Raw genomic sequence first — 18,068 nt, forward strand, 5'->3', positions numbered from 1 at the left:
CAGCCCTGTCGACGGAGCCGGAAACTTACAGACGAGACGAAGCCTAGCAGCGCCGCTCGTCGGAACGAAGCCTTGGGTTCACGGAGAGCAATCCGCCCTGCCCTTGGCCACTCGCACCCGAACGCTGCCGCGTCCACCGCAAGCCCAGCTCGCGAACGTGACGACCACAAGATCGCCCCTCAAGAATGAGCCGGGATGGCCGACACATACGCCAATTCCGAATTTCGGTAAAGCGGAATATTTTTGCGCGAGCGGATTGACAGGGGGCGACACAGGGCTGGAGCGTTGCGAGACAGACCGTCGGTTCGACAGGCGAGAGTTGGCTAAAGGAACGGAAAAGCCCACCAATTTAACCTACCCGCTCGAACGACAAATCTGGCTTTCCATCGAAGCGCACCAGAACAGCTTGCGTCGCTGCCTCTCCACAAACCCATGAGTCTTGTAGCCGGCGGCTTACCGCGGGACTGATCCCAACGTCGCGACGATTCCGATCCCATTTCGATAGACAAGCTCGGCGCCTTTCCAGCCGGTAACGGCGAGCGGACCAATGGCCGCGACGAGCGCCAATGCGATCACCAGATGCGCTTTCTTGCCTTGAGCTGTCCTTCCGGCCTCCCACACTGCGATGAACCACCAGATCACGGCAGTCGCGATCGCCCATCGCCGGTGGTCGGTCATGAAGATCGTTTGAGACGCGTCATGAGCAACAGTGAAGAAGGCGTTGATTCCTGCAATGACGGTCAGGATCGACAGCGCAGCTCCTGTCCAGAGGTTTATCCGAGCCGCGACGACCACAACGCCTGCCCAGCTGCGTCCGCGCGCAATTTGACCGAGCCCATACAGTGCCGTCGCCACGACGTACAAGGCGATCGTGAAGTGCACAAAAACCGGATGCCAATTCGGAATGATCTCGGGCATCGCAATACTCCTATTTTCGCCTCTCGGCGCTGTCGGCTTGCGGCGTCTTCGCCTCCGCCGGCAAATTTTCGAGCGCCCTCACGAAAAACAAGAACATCTTCGAAGCGAGACTCGCGAGCTTGTTCGCGTGCAGACGGGCAATAGCTGACTGGAAACCAAGTCCCTGTATGATGCAGAAGTAGAGAATTGCCGCGTTGGAGACATTTGTGGTCTTCGGAAGTTGACCAAGCCGAACCGCCTCCTTGAGCAGATCGGTCACGTGCCGCTCGTATAGGATATGAAGCCGTTGAAACTGCTCGTTGAGCATTGGGTAGCGGTGCCGAAGATCGTCCGACATCACGACCTTTGCGAGCGCGGGAAACTTCTCAATCAGCCCGACGTGGCCGACAAGAATACTTTCCAGACGAGCGAGCGGCGGCTCGTCCCTGTGTTCGAGGAGAGCGCGGGTCCAAACACCCTCCAGGCTTCCCTGGAGCCACGCCAGCACCTCGGTCCAGAGCACCTCTTTGGTGGGGAAGTGTCGAAAGACCGCCCCTTGGGATCGACCGATCGTATCCGCAATTAGCTGCGTACTGACCGAGTCGGCGCCTCGTTCATGGACCAATCGCAAGACCGTCTGCACGATCTGCTCCTTGCGCTCATCGGCCTGCAATCGTTCGCGACTGAGAGACGAAGTTACTTCGACGGGCATCGCTGGCGTCCTTGATTAGATAGCGTGTACTTGCTATCTATGGGTCCTAGAACTTGCTGTCAACTCCGGAAGACCGACAGGAGGACGTGTTGGACCTCAAGCTGTTTCGTGTAATTGCGCCTCTGGCGACGTGCCAGGCGGCGCTCCTGACGAATAACATCATCGTCATCGGCCTTAACGGATTGGTGGGCTATGCCGTACTCGGCAGCGACAAGTCGCTGGCGACCCTTCCCGTCGCGACCTACATCGCCGGCACCGCGGCTGCGACCTTCCCTGCTTCGCTCTGGATGAGACGATTTGGACGCCGGCACGGATTCCTGGTTGGGACGATCATCGGGCTATTCGGTGCACTCGTCTGCGCGACCGCGCTGTTCATGAACAGTTTTGCAGTGCTGTGCTTTGGGACGCTGCTGATTGGAACCTATAATGCGTTCGGCCAATATTATCGGTTTGCCGCCGCGGAGATGAGCGGCCCCGAGCGCGCCGGAGGCGCCATTTCGCTCGTCCTTACTGGCGGGATCGTGGGGGCAATCGCGGGTCCCGAAATAGCGAAACTGACCAAAGATGTCTTTGCGGTCCAGTTCGCAGGGACATACTTGTTTCTCGCCTGCCTGGCGCTTGTCGCTTTGATGGTTCAGGCTCGTCTGAATTTTACTGCCATCCCACGATGAGTCGGAGCAAACCGAAAGCCGCCCGATTTCGCAGATCGCGCGCCAGCCGGGGTTCATCATGGCCGTTCTCAGCAGTGCCTTCGGAAATGCCGGCATGAATATGCTGATGACATCGGCTCCAATCGCGATGATCTCGCATCATCACACATATGCCGACGCTGCGTTCGTGATCCAATGGCATGCCTTGGGAATGTTCGCCCCATCCTTGGCGACGGGGTCATTGATCAAGCGCGCAGGCCCGACCACGATCATCCGGCTCGGCGCACTTTTGATGCTCGCTTGCGCTGCCGCGGCCGCACTTCTTGGAACTGGCGTGAGTGCATTCTGGGTTTCGATGGTGCTGCTGGGGGTTGGTTGGAATTTTCTCTATGTCGGCGGAAGCACGCTTCTGACCGGAAACTATCACGTTTCAGAGCGCGCCAAGGCTCAAGCGCTGCACGATCAAACAGTATTCCTATCAACCGCCATCAGCGCGCTTCTATCCGGTTGGCTGCTCCAGCAGGCGGGCTGGCAATTCTTGCTCGGCGTGACAGCGGCTTTGGCAGCGACCGTCTTGCTTGCGAGCATCTGGTTGGCAGAATCCGAGACCAAGGTGCCGCAGTTCGCCAAGGCATCTGAATAAGGCATATCCTCTTCACAATCCGGAGCCTGATGGCCTGCACAAGGGTCGAATGATATGGGCGCGCACAGCAAACAGTCGCTGCTGTAGATACCCGACGCCGGGGTGCCACCGAAGTGCCGCCTACCGCGCGGCCCACATCACAGCGCCTCGACAGAAGTTGAAGGCGAGGCGCCCATAGAGAAAACCGCTTCCCGGCTCTGACGCAGCGAGGCGGTACGAATTGCCGAGAGCACGGAGAATTTCGATCATCTCCATCAATTCATGATGCGTCAGCGTCAAATGAAGACTGGCATGCGACAGGAGCAGGGCTTGAATGCCAATGTTGATCATGACGGACCTGCTCCTGCGCACGGCAGCGGCATAATTTGCGCGAGATAAGCGCTTCTCCATTGATACGGCGTATCGCCGACAAAGCGCTTGAACACCGTGGTGAAATGCGCCTGGGTCTGGAAACCCACGGTCAGGGCGATGTCCACGAGCGCAATTTCGGCCTGCTTGAGCAGCTCCTGGGCGCGCTCGATGCGGCGCCTCAGCAGATATTCATGAGGTCGCACGCCGACGGCCGCACGGAACTGCCCGGCGAAATGCATCCTGCTCAGGCCGGCGACGGCGGCCATGTCCTGAAGCGTTATCTTTGCAGTCAGATTCTTGTCGACATATTGCAGGACGCGCCTGAGACGCCAATTCTGCAGCGACCGTACGGTCCTTCCAGCATCCCCCTCGCGAATGGCGTCGGCCTGATCGAGCTCGGCCCGTGCGCTGGGAGCCTGCCGACTGAACGTCCGGGTGAGGATCGCAAGCCGCAGGGCGTCGGCCATGATGGCGGAATGGGTATCGTGCGTGGCCTCGGTCGCCGCGAGCGCATCGGACAGGCGCCGCATCACCGGATCAGCGGCTTCTCCTCCTGCGAAGGCCCGTTCGCTCTCGGCAGGCGGCGGTGCAAGGAGTTTTGCGGAGAGCCTGAAGCGGGGCCCGCGAGCGGCAGAACGTCCGGCGTCCGCCGCATGCTCGACCGCCAGGGCCATGTCCAGATGGACGAAAGACAGCATTGTTCCGCCTTCGTCGAACCGGTCAGGGAGTTTCGATAGCCCGAGCCGATCGCGATCGATTGCCGAGATATCGATCGCGCGAACGTCATGATCCTTGATCGCCTGTGAGCGTGACATCTGCAGCGACATCGTCGAATCTCCTTGTCCCGTTTTCGATCCGGCCTGGCCTGACCGGCTTGCCCGAATGCCATGGGAGCAGAGTAATTCGGCGGTGTGCGCGATCCATTCTACCCGCGGGTGCGGCTATAGGTTCTCGGGTTGACCGCGTCATACCTAGGTATGATCACGACCTGTTCGTCGGGTGAGCGCACCGATGCGACGTCTCAGCGGGATCGCGGCTGCGGGCACAACTTGCGGCGCGACGCCTGCGGTAAGTTGACGCGCTTTCTGCGCACCATCCGCCGGCGGGACCACGCGAGCTCCCTGGTTTTTCCGGGGAATGCCGCTTGCCGGCGGTTTCACCGCATCGAGCGCGCGACAGGTCTTCCACGAGAGCACGAAAATCGCGCGGGTGGATGTTGTGAACGCGATCAAATCGCGGCATCAACGCGCTGATAGCTGATGTGAGAAGAACGACTGCAAGTGACGATGACGCGTCATGATCTGACCACGGGCTCATCCAAGAGCCGCACCGGCTTGCGGTCCTTGTCCGCCGTCCTCGCCTTTGCGGTTTTCCTGGTTGACGTCCTGACGCCGCTCGAGGGCGCCGTGGCGGTTCTCTATATCGTGGCGATCCTGCTCGCGGCGAAGACCAACCGGCGCGACGACACCATCGTTGCCGCGGCCGGCTGCGTCGTCCTGACGATAACAGCCTATCTCCTGTCGCACGATCTGCGGACCATCGCCTCACCCGCCCTTCGTGTGCTGGTGAGCCTCGCGGCAATCGGGATCACGACCTTGCTGGCGCTGCAAAATCACGCGGCAACGAAGCGCCTCGCCGCGCAGGCCCGCCTGCTCAACCTCTCGCACGACATGATCTTCGTCAGAGACCGCGGCGGCGTGATCACCTTCTGGAACAAGACGGCCGAGCAGGTCTACGGGTGGTCTGCCGACGAGGCGGTCGGGCAGCTCGCCGACGCGCTCCTGCAAACCAGATATCCCGACCGGCGCGAGGTCATCGAAGCGGGCCTGGTGGGCACCGGTCGATGGGAAGGCCGCGTGCAGCAACGAACGAAAGACGGCGCGGCGCTCACCGTCGATGCCCGATGGGCCTTGCAGCACGACCGTCTTGGCAAGCCGGTCGGAGTCCTTGAAACGCACACCGACGTCACCGACCGCGTGGCCGCACACAACGCGCTGGTGCGAAGCGAACAGCGATACCGCCGGATGTTCGACGCAAGCCGGATCGGCGTCGTCGAAGAGGATTGGAGCGAACTCCGAACCGCACTGCAATCGCTGGATACCGCGGGAGCCAGCCTGCGCGACCATCTGGCGCGGCATCCCGGTTTCGTCCGGCATGCCCGCCGGCTCGCTGCAATCACCGACGTCAATCCGGCCCTGCAAAAGATGGCAGGCGCAAACGGCGCCTCGACTTTTATCGAGAATGTGGACCTGCTTCTCGGCGAGAACGACCGCAGCTTCCTCGGCGCGTTGATCGCGTTCGCGGAAGGCGAGCCGTTCTACGAAGGCGAAACCGAGCTCGTCAGGCTCGACGGACGCAAGGTTCCGGTGCTGTTCACGATCACCTTCCCCTCCGGGCCTGACGGCGACCGCAACGTGCTCGCCTTCGTCGTCGACATCACCGAGCGCAAGCAGGCGCAGGATGCGTTGCTCGCGGCGCAGGCGGAGCTCGCCCATGCCGCGCGCGTTGCCACCCTCGGCGAGCTCAGCGCCTCCATCGCCCACGAGGTCAATCAGCCGCTGGCGGCGATCGTCACCAGCGGCGAGGCCGGCTTGCGATGGCTGCGGCGCGACGTGCCCGATCTGAAGGAGGTCGCGGCCACGATCGTTCACGTCGTCGCGCAGGGCCGCCGTGCCGGCGAGGTCGTGGCCCGCATCCGCACCTTCCTGAAGAAGGCGCCTGCCCAGCAGGACAGTCTCGATATCGCCGAGATCATCCAGGAAGCGGCCCTTCTGGTCGCGCGGGAGCTCGCGAATGACGACGTCGTCCTGACTGTCGAGACGACGCCTGGCCTGAAGCCAATTCGCGGCGACCGGATCCAGCTTCAGCAGGTGCTGGTCAACCTGCTGGTCAATGCCGCCCAGGCCATGTCGGACCAGCGCGGTTCCCGTACCGTCATGCTGCGCGCCAGCGCCGTCGACGGCGAGAGACTCGCCATCACGGTGCAGGACAGCGGCCCCGGCATCCGGCCGGACGACATGCCACGCCTGTTTGATCCGTTCTTCACGACGAAGCGCGCCGGAATGGGCATGGGACTTGCGATCTGCCGAACGACGGTGGAAGCTCACGGCGGCGAGTTGTCGGTCGAGAGCACCCCCGGCGCGGGAGCGACATTCCGCCTGTCACTGCCATACAGCCAAGAACACATCAGACCATGACACGACCAGACCACGCGCAATCGCCCGCCCAATCGCTCAACTCGGTCGTTATCATCGTTGATGACGACGCAGGGATCCGCGCCTCGCTCGACAGCCTGTTCCGATCGGTCGGCCTCGATACGCGCCTGTACGGCTCGCCGTCCGAACTGCTTGGAGGCTCGCTGCCCGACGGCCCCGGCTGCATCGTGCTGGACGTCCGCCTTCCCGGCGTGAGCGGGCTCGACCTGCAGGGCCAGCTCGTCCGGCAGGGCATCAGCTATCCGATCATCTTCATGACGGGCCATGGGGACATTCCGATGTCCGTGCGTGCCATGAAGGCCGGCGCGGTCGATTTCCTCTCCAAGCCTTTTCGCGACCAGGACATGCTCGATGCCGTGACCGCGGCGCTCGAACGCGATGCGCAGCACCGGGCCGAAGCCGCGACCAAGGAGGACATCCGCGCCCAATACGAGACCCTGACGGCGCGCGAGCGCGAGGTGATGGGCCATGTCACCGCCGGCCTGATGAACAAACAGGTCGCCGCCCTGATCGGCCTCAGCGAGATCACGGTCAAGATCCACCGCGGGAACGTCATGCGCAAGATGGGGGTCCGGTCGTTCGCCGACCTCGTTCGCAAGGCCGAGGCGCTCGGAGTTTCCCAGACCCGCAGGACTTCGGACCAAACCTGAGTATAATTCCGGCGGGACTGCCCCAGGTGCATAAAGCGCCATCGGCCGCGCCGAGGGAGATGCTCTTCCTTGCGGAACACCGCGGCCAGGATTAGGCGCCCCCATGGCCAAAAGCTTGGTGATTGCGATCGTAGACGACGACGAAGGCGTTCGGGCATCGCTGGCGAGCCTCGTGCGTTCGGTCGGCTACGAGGCCCAGGCCTACGAATCCGGCGTGGACTTCCTGCGGCAGGCGCAGGGAGACGATCCGGCATGCATGATCGCCGACGTCCAGATGCCGGTCATCACAGGCGATGAGCTGCAGGCCCAGCTGGTTGCCGCCGGCCGCCATTTTCCAATCATCTTCATGACGGCGTTTCCGAGTGAAACCGTGCGTCAGCGCGTCATGGCCGCAGGCGCGCATTGCTATCTTGGCAAGCCTTCCAGCGGTGACGAGATCATCCGCTGCCTCGAAGACGCGCTGGCAGGCAACGGGCCGCAATAGTCCGGCCCGCGGCTGGCGCGGACGAGCGCCGTTTTCCCTCAACCCGACGTGCAATCCGGCAACGAGGTTGGTGAACCGGAAATACCGGCGAGCCCCTCGCACCTCATATTCGCGCGCGTATCACGACATTGGCGGGGCTGGCTGTTCTGCCGAGGGAAATGGGGATCTCGCGCGATGCAAATCAATGCCGATGCTGCCGCCGCGGCGCGCCCATTGGTCTTCGCCGGGTTTCCGGCGAGCTCCTGGGCCTTTGCGCTGCGGGTGTGGCTCGCAATGCTTCTCGCCCTCTATGTGAGCTTCTGGCTCGAGCTTGAATCGCCCTCGTCGTCAGCCCTCACGGTGGCAATCCTGGCACTGCCCACGCGCGGTCAGGGCATGGAAAAGGCCGGCTACCGATTGCTTGCAACCGCCGTCGGCGTGGCGGCATCGATCGCGATCGCCGGCATGTTTTCCCAAACCGACGGTCTCCTGCTCGCGGTGCTCGGCATTTGGATCGGCCTTTGCGTCTACGCCGTCGGGATGCTCGACGGCAATCGCGCTTATGCAGCGTCTCTCTGCTGCACCACGGTCGCGCTGATTGCCATTCAGCAGATCGACAGCCCGCTGCAAGTATTCCCGACCGGCGTCGCGCGGGGCGCGGCCATCAGCGTCGGGGTCCTCGCGGTGGCGCTCGTAAATGAAGTTCTGGCCGCGCCGAACTATCATCCGGCCCTGGCAAGCCGCATCGAGGCGCTGCACCGGCGGGTCACGGATCTCGCGCAAAATGCCGAGCGCGGCCAAGCGCCATCCGCACCCGTTGCGGCGGACCTGTTGCATGATATCGCAGCGCTGCGCCCGGACATCGCGAGCCTAGCGGCGGAATCGAGCGTGGGCCCGACAAGAGCCGCGGCCGCGCGTTCCGCGCTGGTCGATCTCGTCAGCGCGTTCTCTCTCGGCCGCATGCTGGCAGCGCTCTCCGCCACGTCCGCTCCGGCGCAGAATGGTGACGATCCGGACCAGGATGCGGCCGGGCTGATCGCGATTTCCCGATCCTGGCTGCGGATCGAAATCAGCCGCAAGTACGCGCAAGTGCGCAGCAGCCTCGATGCGCTGCGTGCAGGGACGCGTCCCTATCGTGCATGGCACGCACCGCTCTATCGTTCGCGCCGCATTGCGGCCGAAGCCGGCGCACGGGCTGCGATCGCGTTCACGCTGATCGCAATCTTCTTCGTGCTGGCGGGCTGGCCGACAACAGAGCTCTGCCTTTCACTCGTCGCCGTGATCATAGGCCTCGGCTCAACCTCGCCCGCGCCACGCAGCTTCACGCTGGTGGCGGTGATGGCGATGCCGATCGCCTGCGTGCTGGCCTGCATCTTGAAGTATCTCGTCTTCAATGGGGTGTCCGAGTTTCAGCTGCTGGCGATCGGTCTTGCGCCTGTCGTCATCGGCCTCGCGCTGCTGGTCTCGCTGCCGAGCCCGATGCTGTCTTCCCTCGGCCGTCTCGTCCTGGTGTTCACGCTCGCGGTGCTCGCACCGACAAATCCGCAGAGCTACGACCCCGAGGTGTTTCTGCTGACGAGCTTCTTTGCCTGCCTTTCGTCCGTCCTCGTCTTTGCCGCGCAGTTGCTGCTGCCTCCCTTGTCATGCGGCCGGCGCATTCGGCTGCTGTTGGAAGAGGTCCGGCGCGAGCTGAGCCGCCGCGACAGCGGGCCAGCCCGGCATCTCGCGCCGGAGGAAGCCGCCTTTCGCGACGCGGCGCGGATTGAACAGATGGTGACCGCAAACGGCCCCTCCGCAATCAATGATCAGATCGCCGGCACGGCCATGCATTTTTTCGACAAGGCCGACGCCCTGCGACGTTGCCGTGCCGAACTGGACTGGGTCGGCCAGGGCCCGCTCGCCGGAGCGGCGCAGGCCGCGCGAGAGGCCCTCGTCCGGCGGGACGGCGGTGCGATCCTCGCTTCGGCCGGGGCGCTGCACCAGGCGGGAGCGCCAAGCAACCTGCCCACCAGTGCAGCCATCGCCGCGCTGATTGCGGCAAGTGCGGCGTTCATGCCGCCACAATCTCCGACCGGCTCCAGCCGAGGGACATCACCATGATGAACACCTATCGGGAACTCGTCATCGGTGGCGTGCTGATTGCCCCCATCGTCTCCTATGCGGCAACAGCGATGCTCGCGTTCCTGATGCTGCGCCCGCTGCTGCGCTTCGTCGGCTTCACGAGATTCTTCAGCAACCCTTCGCTGGCCGAACTCAGCCTCTACGTGGCGATGTTCGGCATGCTCGCACTGTTCTTCTAGGGAGAAAAGCCATGGAAGCCACCCTGCCCCGCAACGCCGCCCCGCTTCATGGCGAGCCAACGACCGACGCGCCGGTGGATGCCGCAGACACCGTGGACGGTTCGAACATGCCGGAGACCGTAGCGCGCGACACCGGCGATCACGCCGCGGCCGGCGTCAAACCTCCGGAACAGGCGGCTCCCTCCGCGAAGGTGCTGCGCGAGGGCGCCCGCCGCTTCATCCACGGCGCGGGCAAACATCTTGCGACCCTCGGCATTGCACTGGTCGCCGTCTTGATATCGCTCGCGACCTGGCAGCATTACGTCACCGCGCCCTGGACCCGGAACGGCAGCGTGCGTGTCCAGGTCGCCAACGTCGCGCCGCAGGTTTCGGGCGAGATCGTGGAACTGCGGGTGACCGACAATCAGTTCGTCCATAAGGGCGACGTGCTCTACGTCATCGACCCCTTCGACTTCGAGGTGGCCGCCCATGTCGGCAAGGCCGTCCTCGACCAGCGTGCGGCGGATCTCGAAGTGAAGCAGGCCCAGTTCAACCGGCGTCAGCGCTTGTCCAACCTCGCAACGACGCCGGAGGAACAGCAGATCTTCGCCGGCAATGCCTTGCAAGCGAAGGCTGCGTATGAGGCGGCGGCGCATCAGCTTGCTCAGGCCGAATTGAACCTGAAACGAACCAACGTGACGAGTCCGGTCGACGGCTACGTCACCAACCTCCTGCTGCGCGTCGGCGATTATGCTACCACCGGCGCCAGCAACGTCTCCATCATCGATGCCAACAGTTTCTGGATCGACGGCTATTTCGAAGAGACCAAGATGGCGGGCGTGTGCGTGGGCGATCGCGCAGAGGCACAGCTCGTCGGCTACTCCAAGCCGCTTCAGGGACATGTGAAAACCGTGACCCGCGGCGTCAGCGTGTCGAACGCCGCATCCGGCACCCAAGGCTTGCCCAACGTCGATCCCATCTACACCTGGGTTCGGCTTGCGCAGCGCGTGCCGGTTCGCGTCGCCATCGACACGGTGCCTCCGGGGGTGCCGCTGGTCTCCGGCATGACGGCGACGGTGACGATCCGGCAGCCCTCAAGCGAAACCCAAAGCCGGTTTGAGCGATTCCGCACGAACTTCGTGAATCCCGTCGCCGATCTGTTCGGCGCGGGACGTCCGCCTCGCGCGAACTGCCTTCAGGCCACATCCCAGCAGCCCCCCGAGGTGGAAGCGGTTCCGTATTCGCGCGAACCCGCCATTCCGCCAGCGGCTGCCATCGCACCGGGCCTCACACCCGGCCTCGACGCCTCGCCACGCCTGCCCTGAATCAGACGAAGACGGCCGGCCGGACATGACAGTACCGCATGCACCCTCGTTCGGTGTGTTCTCTCCACACATGCACTTGATCCCTTTGATTCCAATTGAATTTTTCGCGACACGCGGTCGCACCCGCTCGCACTTGCAAAATCTAATACCGCTTCAGCTTCCTTAACGAGCCTTCCGACGTGGTCGCACCTATCGTTCGAACATGGACCAATTGCATTCTGCTGCCGTCCCGACGGCAGCCGAATCCAGGAAATGGGGACGAACGATGCTTACTGATATGCAAGCGGCCGGCGCCCGGGTGACGTATCAACCCAGCCGCCGCGAATCGGCTTCCCCGCAAGAGTCTCGCGCATTTCCCCTCGAACGAAGGTGGCGCCAGCCCGGCCAACATGGCGGCACCGCGTCCGACGACATCACGATCTCGCGCTGGACCTCGACCCAAACAGGCATAAGGCACGAAGAAGCCGCGACGCCTTGCGACCGATACTTCCTGGCCATCGCCTTGAAAACAACACGGGTCAAACTGACCAGAACCCGCCACACCGTCTTCGACGGCGTCATGCCGGCAGGCACGCTGTATATCGGCGCACCGTCGCAGCGGCTCAGTGCGCAGTTCTACGCGCCGTGCGATTTCCTGCACTTCCACGTCTCTGCCGGCAGTTATTTTCCGCCTCTACGGCCTGGAGCAGGCCCCGCCGCGCCGGAAGGCCTCAACGACCTCGTCCTGCTCCGCGACCCGTTTGCCGAGCAGCTTGCGAAAGCACTGACCGAACGCGGCCATTCTGCCGACCGGGAATTCGCACGCTGCATTGGCCGGACGCTGGCAATGCACATTGCCCGGCGCGAGCTCCCTCACGCGAAAGTCAATGCGTTGCCGAAATGGCGGCTGCGGCGCGTCGAGGAGTATGTCGGGACGAACTTCGACCACGGCATCACCCTGTCCGACCTTGCCAGGGTGGCGGGACTGTCGCGGATGCACTTCGCGGCCCAGTTTCGTGCCGCGACGGGATACCGACCGCGGGAATACCTGCTGCATCAGCGCATCGAGCGTGCGAAATCACTGCTGTCGAATTCCGACACGGTCCTCGCCGAGGTGGCGCTGACCGTCGGCTTCTGCACCCAGGCGCATTTCTCGACCGTCTTCAAGCGGATCACAGGTGAAACCCCCGCGCGCTGGCGATGCGCCAGCCGGAACGCGTCGGCTTCGTCCAGGCTCGGCGATCCCGCTGCGACACGCATGACGGTGTCCCACGCGCTGCCCGCGGAAATCACGTGAATCATGCGAAATGAGAAATAACAGGGGTTCGTGAAATACTTTGGCCGCGCGATCGGCGATGCTGTGTGTGTTAGGTGACTGAGACCCCCAAGTCACGGCTCGAGCCTCTTTCTCCTCCCTGGGCATACGAGCATTTTGGGGCCGTCCTCCCCCAAGGATGGCCCCTTTTTTTCCACCGCGCAGCGCGATTGTCTCTTCGGAATTTATCGCGCTTGGGCGCTCAGGTGACGCGCAATCCAGGCGCGGACACCGTGAAGGCTCCTGAAATCGTCCAGCGAACGAGTCGGAAGCTCGGGCTCGATCTCGGCAACCATCCTGCTGAGCGCATATCCCGGCCCCAGCTCGAGAAACTCCGTCGCGCCCGCTTCGACACAGGCTTGCAGGCAATCTGCCCATTGCACGGTTTGCGAAATCTGCGCGGCAAGCTTGTCGAGACCGTTGTTGGCCGACACAACCGGAGTGGCATCTATTCCACTCAGAATGCGCGCACCGCTCCCCGGCGGGAACACCGCCGGTACCAGGCGCAGAGTCTCGCGAAATACGGCGGACGCCGCGGCGAGGCGTTTGGTGTGGGAGGCCACCTCAACCGGCAACGCGACGATCCTTGCGCCGCGCATCGCCCGCGCGTCTGCGGCAATTCCGCTCAGCGCCTCCCGGCCGCCGCCGATGACAAAGGCATCGCCGGGATTGACGATGGCGATCGCTGCACCGTGGCGCTCGCAAAGGCGACCGATCTCGTCTCGCGAAAGACCACGGACGAAGATCAGACCGTCGCCGGCGCGCGTGGCCGCATCCATGGCCTCTGCGCGGCGCGCCACGAGATCGAGCGTGGCAGTCGCATCGAACAGTCCGCCGACACCCCAGGCCGCGACTTCGCCGACACTATAGCCGGCAATGATGACGCCATGCGGCATGACATCTGCGAGCGCACGCGCCGCAGCGAGCGGCTGCAAGGTACAGAGAATCTGGCCGGCACGGTTGCGGTGCAGGGCCTCATCAGGTTCGCTCCGGACGAATTCGCGCGGATCCCTGCCACCCAGCAATGCAGCCCCATGCGCAAACAGCTGCGCGGCGTCCGGCGCGTCGCCCGTGAGGGCGAACATGTCCCGATGCTGGCCGCCTTGGCCCGAGCAGAGGATCGCAAGCGTCATCGCCGCGGCCTAATGGGGAAAGAGCAGCGCGATCGCAATCGCCAGGGTCACGACGCTGAATCCAGTGCTGGCGATGACCATCGACCCTGCCCTTGCGGAATCCAGCCGGTAGTTGACCGCGAACAAAATTCCGAAGAAGCCCGACGGCGTCGCGGCGAGCAGAATAGCCGTTTTCGCCGCGTCCTTCGTCATCGGAATGAGGCAAATGACCGCAACTGCCAGCAGCGGGCGCACGATGTCCGAAGCCACCGTTGCAGCGACGACCTTCCAGTCCAGCCGAAACGACTGCGCCGACAGAATGGCTCCGGTGAGGAACAGGGCGACGCCGGCAGCCGAACTTCCAATCAGCGCGAGGCTTGCACGGGCCAACGCGTCGAGGCTCACATCCGATAACGAGAACAGGATGCCAAGCGCGGGCGCGAGCACCACCGGCTTGGTGATCGCACGCCGAATTGCCGTCAGGACCTGCCGTGCCGCCATTTGCTCGCCGCGAGCCTTGGCGGCGCCCATTTCCGCCATGATCAGGGTCAGCGGACTGATGAGGATCGAGCCCGCCGCCAATGCGACGGCAACCGGCACAGTGCCGGCCGGCCCCACGACTGAGGTCATGATCGGAAGGCCCACGCCGGCGAGATTCGGAAAACCAATCGTCAACGCCTGTAACGATGCTTCCGACCGGGAAACCTTGGAGACCCCACGCGCGGTAAAATACCAGGCGAGATAGACCAGCAGCATCGTCACGCCGAGCACCAGGAAGAGCGGAACCTGCTCGATCATCTCACGGCGTGACGCCGAGGCTGTCGCCGCGAACAGAGAGGCCGGCAGCGCAAAATCCATCACGAGTGCGTTGAGGGCGTCGACGTGAAGATTGTCGACGATATGGAATTTTCCGGCGGCGTATCCCAGCAACAGAACGAAGAAGACCGGCACCAGCGCCATCAGGATCGCGTTGGACATCATGAAATCGGCCTTTCATGGGCGTCGACGAAGAGCGTCATTGCAAGCAGGTCGGCCGATCCACCCGGGCTGAGGCGACGGGCGACGAAGCTTTCGTGGATCGACTGCGCCCGCGCACGCCAGCCGGACACGCCGACGCCGCCTGAAGCGATGAAGCGACGCGCCGCGTCATGTGCAAAGCGAAGGCCGTCAAGCCCACCGCGATGCAGGAGGTTGGTGTCTTCGACGAATGCGATCAGCGCAAAGCACGCCTCGACCCGGGCGGCTTCCGTATCTTCCAGCGCAATCGGCGTCGCTTCGCGCAAGGCCGGCAAGCCGATCCGGTAGACGCTGGGAAATCCGTTTGCGGCCTCCATCCGTGCACCACCCGCACGAAAGCGGCGGCGGGCTGCGCTGCCATGGCTGTGCAGCAGCACCGGACCATCGAATATGCTGTCGCCCCACAGGCGCGCCACGACAGCGCCAAGCGGAAGTCCGGGATCGACCAACCCGCCGGCTCTCGCGCCGGCCGCCGCGCACAGCAGGCCGAGCCCGAAGATCGCGCCACGGTGCGTGTTGACCCCCGCGGTCGCCGCCAGCATGGCGCGCTCCGCTTCAAGGCCGATGATGCGCAGCCGCCCCATGCCGCAGCCAAGCGCGCCCGCATCGGCCAGGCGTTGCAGGTAGGGCGTGATGGCCGCAGCACTGCGACGAAACGTGCCCGCATCCATGTCGTCGTGGCTGCCGTTGTCGACATGGCTCACCAGCCCCGGCTTCGGCCAGGTTTCGAGCTCCTGGACGAGGCAATCGGCGGCGACGGCGCCGATGGCGGAGACATCGGGCGCTATCTGCGGTCGGCGCAGAACCGGCCGTTCCAGGCCTCTTGCGGCCGTGGTGATCATGATCCCATCGCTCCCGACATGAATTGATGCCTGCCGAGCAGGACCACGCGCGCGAGGCTCTTGACCAGAAGCTCGCTGGTGCCGCTGTGGAATTCGCGCCAGTTGACCGCAGCGCCGTCGGCGCCCATCAACTCGCCATCGAGCCGCATCGGCGCATCAGTCTCGATCGCAGCGACGTCGGCGACGAAGCGATCGATGTCGGTTTCGCGGTGAAACTCGAACAGGACATCGAGATCGGAACGGTCGGTCACGTAGTCGAGCCCGGTCAGCGACTGCCAGGCCAGGCTGCCGAACACGCGCACCTCCACCGCATGGCGAAGCGCCAGCCCGTCGAGCCGGTCGAGCGTCGGCCACCAGTTGCGCGGCGCGTAGGCCCGCGCCTGCCGCAGCGACGGCGGCCTCGCAACCGAGGCGACGTGGTCGATATCGACCACGAGAGAGACCCGTTTCTTGCCGGCAGAGGGCGGCAAGGGCAGGCCCAGCGCGAGGCCGGTTGCCTCGCATGGCAGAGCGCGTCGCCTGATCGTCGGCCATCGCATTTTTGGCCAGCGCGCGAGAAGGGAATCGGCTGCGAGATCGTCGCGCGCGTCCAGCATCGCGCGCCAGCCTTCGGGGCTGACGAAGACCAGGTCGTGACGACCCGGGGGACGCTCACCGTGCTTGCAGGGCGAGGTCATGAACGCGCTCCGCGATCTCCGTGGCCTTCAGCCGGCCGCCACGCTCCTTGCCGAGCGCATCCCGCCGATCCTGCACGGCCGGCATGCCGGCCAGCAGCGCCTCCAACTGGTCGGCGAGCGACGAGGTATCGCTCCACGTCATATGAACGGCGCCCATCTGTGCGAGATTGGACAGGCCCGGCGCGAACACCGGCGTCGACTTCGCCTTTTCTTGCAGGGCTTCCATCGACAGCTTGGTGACCTTCGCCATCGACGGCAGGTCCATCACCGCGGGATCGGCCCCGGGCAATCCGACCAGCACGCGCGTCGCAAGGCCCGTCGCGAGCAAGGCGCCAGCAGCCGAGTGACCGTAGAGAAGGCCGATAGTCGGGCGGCCATTCATATCCGCATGGATCAGCACTTTCGCCAGATGCGCGAGGAACTCGTTCAGCCCGAGCAGCTCGTCGCGCTTGCTCATGCGCTGGCTGTCGCTGTCGACGAGCACCAGGATCGGCCCGGAGTCCCGGTCGATCGACTCCAGGACGTGGCCCGATAGCCTGATCGCTTCGTCGACGCCTAGCGCCGTCCGGTCCGCAACACCAAGCACGAGCATCCGGCCGCCGGATCGCAGCGTCGCCGAGCCGAGGATGACGCCCTTGTCGTTCCTCACCTCATAGCCGTCGGGAAAGAGCGAAGCGATGATATCATCGAGCGTCACGGCTGGTCCTCCCGATCCGGTTGGCAAGAGCAATGAACTGATCGGCCGGCAGCTCTGGAACGGCCTCGGCATGCGCGATGCCTTCCGCCGTCCAGATGTCCACGGCATCGCCGCAGTCACCGAAGCTACGCAGCCGGTCGGCAAGCCGCCGCTGCTCGGTCCTCAGTCTGTCGAGACCGAAAGGTCCGACCAGGCCGAGCAGCTCCAGCGCGGCCTCGCGAAAATCCTGCACATTGTCGTCGGCGAAGACATCGGCGGCACCGAGCAGACGGCGATGCTTGCCTCCCATGGTCCGCCAGACCAAGGCGCGATCGCGGGAATCGAACTCCTCGACGCCGCGATTGGTCTCGATCACTTCGGGGCCCGACACTGCGATACGCCCCGGCTCCGAGACGGCGAGAGCGGAGCAACAGCCTGCGATCAGGCCGCCGCCGCCATAGCATCCGGACCTGCCGCCGATCAGGCCGATGACCTTCACGCCTGCGCTGCGGGCTTCCATCAAGGCGCGCATGATCTCGGCGATGGCCAGCTCGCCAGCATTCGCCTCCTGCAAGCGGACGCCGCCGGTATCGAACAGGATCAGGACGGGGATCGAGCCGATCTGACGCGCGGCGCGGAGGAGCCCCGTCAGCTTGGCGCCGTGCACCTCGCCAAACGCGCCACCCATGAAGCGGCCTTCCTGCGCAGCGACGAACACCGGCGAGCCATCAAGCCGTCCGTGACCGACGATGATGCCGTCGTCGAACTGCTCGGGAAGGTCGAATATCTTCAGATGCGGGCTGACTTCGCGCTGCTCCGGCCCAATGAACTCGACGAAGCTGCCGGCGTCGAGCAGCAGCTCCAGTCGCGTGCGGGCCGATGCCTCGTAGAAGCTGGTGCTGCGGGCCCGTTCGGCCGGGCTGATGTCCTTGAGCGGAGCGGTCATTGGCCGGCCTCCGCGATCAATCGCACCGCCTGCGCGAGCCGAAGCGACACCGTATCGGGACGCGCACCACCGTCATTGATTGAGAACTTCAGCCCGCCCGGCGAATAGCGCTCGACGAAATCGCCGATCACGGCGCTCCAGACAGCTCCGAAGCCTATGGCCGCGGTCTTGATGTCCACGACGCATTCCGCATCCGGCAAGCCCCGCTCGACCAGCACTTCCAGATTTCCGGAAGCGACCACGCCGACAATCGCGCGTTGCCGAGTGCCGCCGGCTCGCGCGCGAACCTGGTGTTGAAAGTTGAGATCTTCCATGGTCC

At 64.2% G+C, this 18,068-nt stretch carries 20 protein-coding genes; 9 read left to right on the forward strand and 11 right to left on the reverse strand.

Annotated elements, in window-relative coordinates; translation table 11 throughout:
- Nucleotides 1-453: 453 nt before the first annotated feature.
- Together AC0L3K_RS17140 and AC0L3K_RS17145 are read right to left on the reverse strand one after the other, a co-directional pair.
- Nucleotides 454-918, reverse strand: a complete 465-nt coding sequence (locus tag AC0L3K_RS17140; protein WP_473366457.1) for a DUF2231 domain-containing protein — start codon at nucleotides 916-918, stop codon at nucleotides 454-456.
- A gap of 10 nt (nucleotides 919-928) precedes the next feature.
- Nucleotides 929-1,609: a TetR/AcrR family transcriptional regulator gene (locus tag AC0L3K_RS17145; RefSeq protein WP_354160378.1), complete on the reverse strand. Its 681-nt coding sequence runs from the start codon at nucleotides 1,607-1,609 to the stop codon at nucleotides 929-931.
- A gap of 89 nt (nucleotides 1,610-1,698) precedes the next feature.
- On the opposite strand from AC0L3K_RS17145, the gene AC0L3K_RS17150 reads away from it, so the two are divergent.
- A complete protein-coding gene (locus AC0L3K_RS17150; protein WP_473366458.1) occupies nucleotides 1,699-2,280 on the forward strand; it encodes an MFS transporter in 582 nt (193 codons plus the stop codon).
- A gap of 58 nt (nucleotides 2,281-2,338) precedes the next feature.
- Entirely contained in the window at nucleotides 2,339-2,902 is a 564-nt protein-coding gene (locus AC0L3K_RS17155; RefSeq protein ID WP_473366459.1) for an MFS transporter, read from the forward strand.
- A 120-nt stretch (nucleotides 2,903-3,022) separates the two neighbouring features.
- On the opposite strand, the gene AC0L3K_RS17160 is transcribed toward AC0L3K_RS17155, so the two are convergent.
- Together AC0L3K_RS17160 and AC0L3K_RS17165 are read right to left on the reverse strand one after the other, a co-directional pair.
- The gene (locus tag AC0L3K_RS17160; RefSeq protein ID WP_007596015.1) at nucleotides 3,023-3,232 is read right to left on the reverse strand and encodes a hypothetical protein; all 210 of its coding nucleotides are present in this window, start codon (nucleotides 3,230-3,232) and stop codon (nucleotides 3,023-3,025) included.
- Complete coding sequence (locus AC0L3K_RS17165) at nucleotides 3,229-4,080, reverse strand: AraC family transcriptional regulator (protein ID WP_007596017.1); 852 nt, start codon at nucleotides 4,078-4,080, stop codon at nucleotides 3,229-3,231. The genes AC0L3K_RS17160 and AC0L3K_RS17165 overlap by 4 nt, the downstream gene beginning before the upstream one ends.
- A gap of 459 nt (nucleotides 4,081-4,539) precedes the next feature.
- Between AC0L3K_RS17165 and AC0L3K_RS17170 the strand changes: the two genes are divergently transcribed.
- The 7 genes from AC0L3K_RS17170 to AC0L3K_RS17200 all read left to right on the forward strand — a co-directional run bounded on the left by AC0L3K_RS17170 (nucleotide 4,540) and on the right by AC0L3K_RS17200 (nucleotide 12,461).
- Nucleotides 4,540-6,450, forward strand: a complete 1,911-nt coding sequence (locus tag AC0L3K_RS17170) for a PAS domain-containing sensor histidine kinase (protein ID WP_473366460.1) — start codon at nucleotides 4,540-4,542, stop codon at nucleotides 6,448-6,450.
- On the forward strand, nucleotides 6,447-7,118 hold the full coding sequence (locus AC0L3K_RS17175; RefSeq protein ID WP_007596020.1) for a response regulator transcription factor: 672 nt from the start codon (nucleotides 6,447-6,449) through the stop codon (nucleotides 7,116-7,118). The genes AC0L3K_RS17170 and AC0L3K_RS17175 overlap by 4 nt, the downstream gene beginning before the upstream one ends.
- Nucleotides 7,119-7,221: 103 nt before the next feature.
- Nucleotides 7,222-7,602, forward strand: coding sequence for a response regulator transcription factor (locus tag AC0L3K_RS17180; protein ID WP_007596023.1), 381 nt, complete (start codon nucleotides 7,222-7,224; stop codon nucleotides 7,600-7,602).
- Nucleotides 7,603-7,776: 174 nt separating this feature from the next.
- Complete coding sequence (locus AC0L3K_RS17185) at nucleotides 7,777-9,681, forward strand: FUSC family protein (protein ID WP_473366461.1); 1,905 nt, start codon at nucleotides 7,777-7,779, stop codon at nucleotides 9,679-9,681.
- Entirely contained in the window at nucleotides 9,678-9,881 is a 204-nt protein-coding gene (locus tag AC0L3K_RS17190; protein ID WP_007596028.1) for a DUF1656 domain-containing protein, read from the forward strand. The genes AC0L3K_RS17185 and AC0L3K_RS17190 overlap by 4 nt, the downstream gene beginning before the upstream one ends.
- 11 nt (nucleotides 9,882-9,892) lie before the next feature.
- Complete coding sequence (locus tag AC0L3K_RS17195) at nucleotides 9,893-11,185, forward strand: HlyD family secretion protein (RefSeq protein ID WP_473366462.1); 1,293 nt, start codon at nucleotides 9,893-9,895, stop codon at nucleotides 11,183-11,185.
- Between the two features lie 265 nt (nucleotides 11,186-11,450).
- Nucleotides 11,451-12,461, forward strand: a complete 1,011-nt coding sequence (locus tag AC0L3K_RS17200; protein WP_473366548.1) for a helix-turn-helix domain-containing protein — start codon at nucleotides 11,451-11,453, stop codon at nucleotides 12,459-12,461.
- Between the two features lie 203 nt (nucleotides 12,462-12,664).
- Here AC0L3K_RS17200 and AC0L3K_RS17205 read toward each other — a convergent pair whose 3' ends face one another.
- From AC0L3K_RS17205 to mdcC, 7 genes are read right to left on the reverse strand one after another with little or no spacing between them, the layout of a single operon-like run.
- Nucleotides 12,665-13,612: an ACP S-malonyltransferase gene (locus tag AC0L3K_RS17205; protein ID WP_473366463.1), complete on the reverse strand. Its 948-nt coding sequence runs from the start codon at nucleotides 13,610-13,612 to the stop codon at nucleotides 12,665-12,667.
- A 9-nt stretch (nucleotides 13,613-13,621) separates the two neighbouring features.
- Complete coding sequence (locus AC0L3K_RS17210) at nucleotides 13,622-14,572, reverse strand: AEC family transporter (RefSeq protein ID WP_007596033.1); 951 nt, start codon at nucleotides 14,570-14,572, stop codon at nucleotides 13,622-13,624.
- Entirely contained in the window at nucleotides 14,569-15,450 is an 882-nt protein-coding gene (gene mdcB / locus AC0L3K_RS17215) for a triphosphoribosyl-dephospho-CoA synthase MdcB (RefSeq protein WP_473366464.1), read from the reverse strand. Before mdcB ends, AC0L3K_RS17210 begins: the two co-directional genes overlap by 4 nt.
- Nucleotides 15,447-16,127 carry a malonate decarboxylase holo-[acyl-carrier-protein] synthase gene (gene mdcG / locus AC0L3K_RS17220; RefSeq protein ID WP_354160358.1) on the reverse strand — a complete coding sequence of 227 codons (681 nt, stop codon included), beginning with the start codon at nucleotides 16,125-16,127 and terminating at the stop codon, nucleotides 15,447-15,449. The genes mdcB and mdcG overlap by 4 nt, the downstream gene beginning before the upstream one ends.
- On the reverse strand, nucleotides 16,102-16,824 hold the full coding sequence (mdcE, locus tag AC0L3K_RS17225) for a biotin-independent malonate decarboxylase subunit gamma (RefSeq protein WP_473366465.1): 723 nt from the start codon (nucleotides 16,822-16,824) through the stop codon (nucleotides 16,102-16,104). The genes mdcG and mdcE overlap by 26 nt, the downstream gene beginning before the upstream one ends.
- Nucleotides 16,811-17,749 carry a biotin-independent malonate decarboxylase subunit beta gene (locus AC0L3K_RS17230; protein WP_473366466.1) on the reverse strand — a complete coding sequence of 313 codons (939 nt, stop codon included), beginning with the start codon at nucleotides 17,747-17,749 and terminating at the stop codon, nucleotides 16,811-16,813. The genes mdcE and AC0L3K_RS17230 overlap by 14 nt, the downstream gene beginning before the upstream one ends.
- Nucleotides 17,746-18,063: a malonate decarboxylase acyl carrier protein gene (gene mdcC / locus AC0L3K_RS17235; RefSeq protein ID WP_473366467.1), complete on the reverse strand. Its 318-nt coding sequence runs from the start codon at nucleotides 18,061-18,063 to the stop codon at nucleotides 17,746-17,748. Before mdcC ends, AC0L3K_RS17230 begins: the two co-directional genes overlap by 4 nt.
- Nucleotides 18,064-18,068 lie beyond the last annotated feature (5 nt).

The organism is Bradyrhizobium sp. MI1.10, assembly GCF_055811035.1.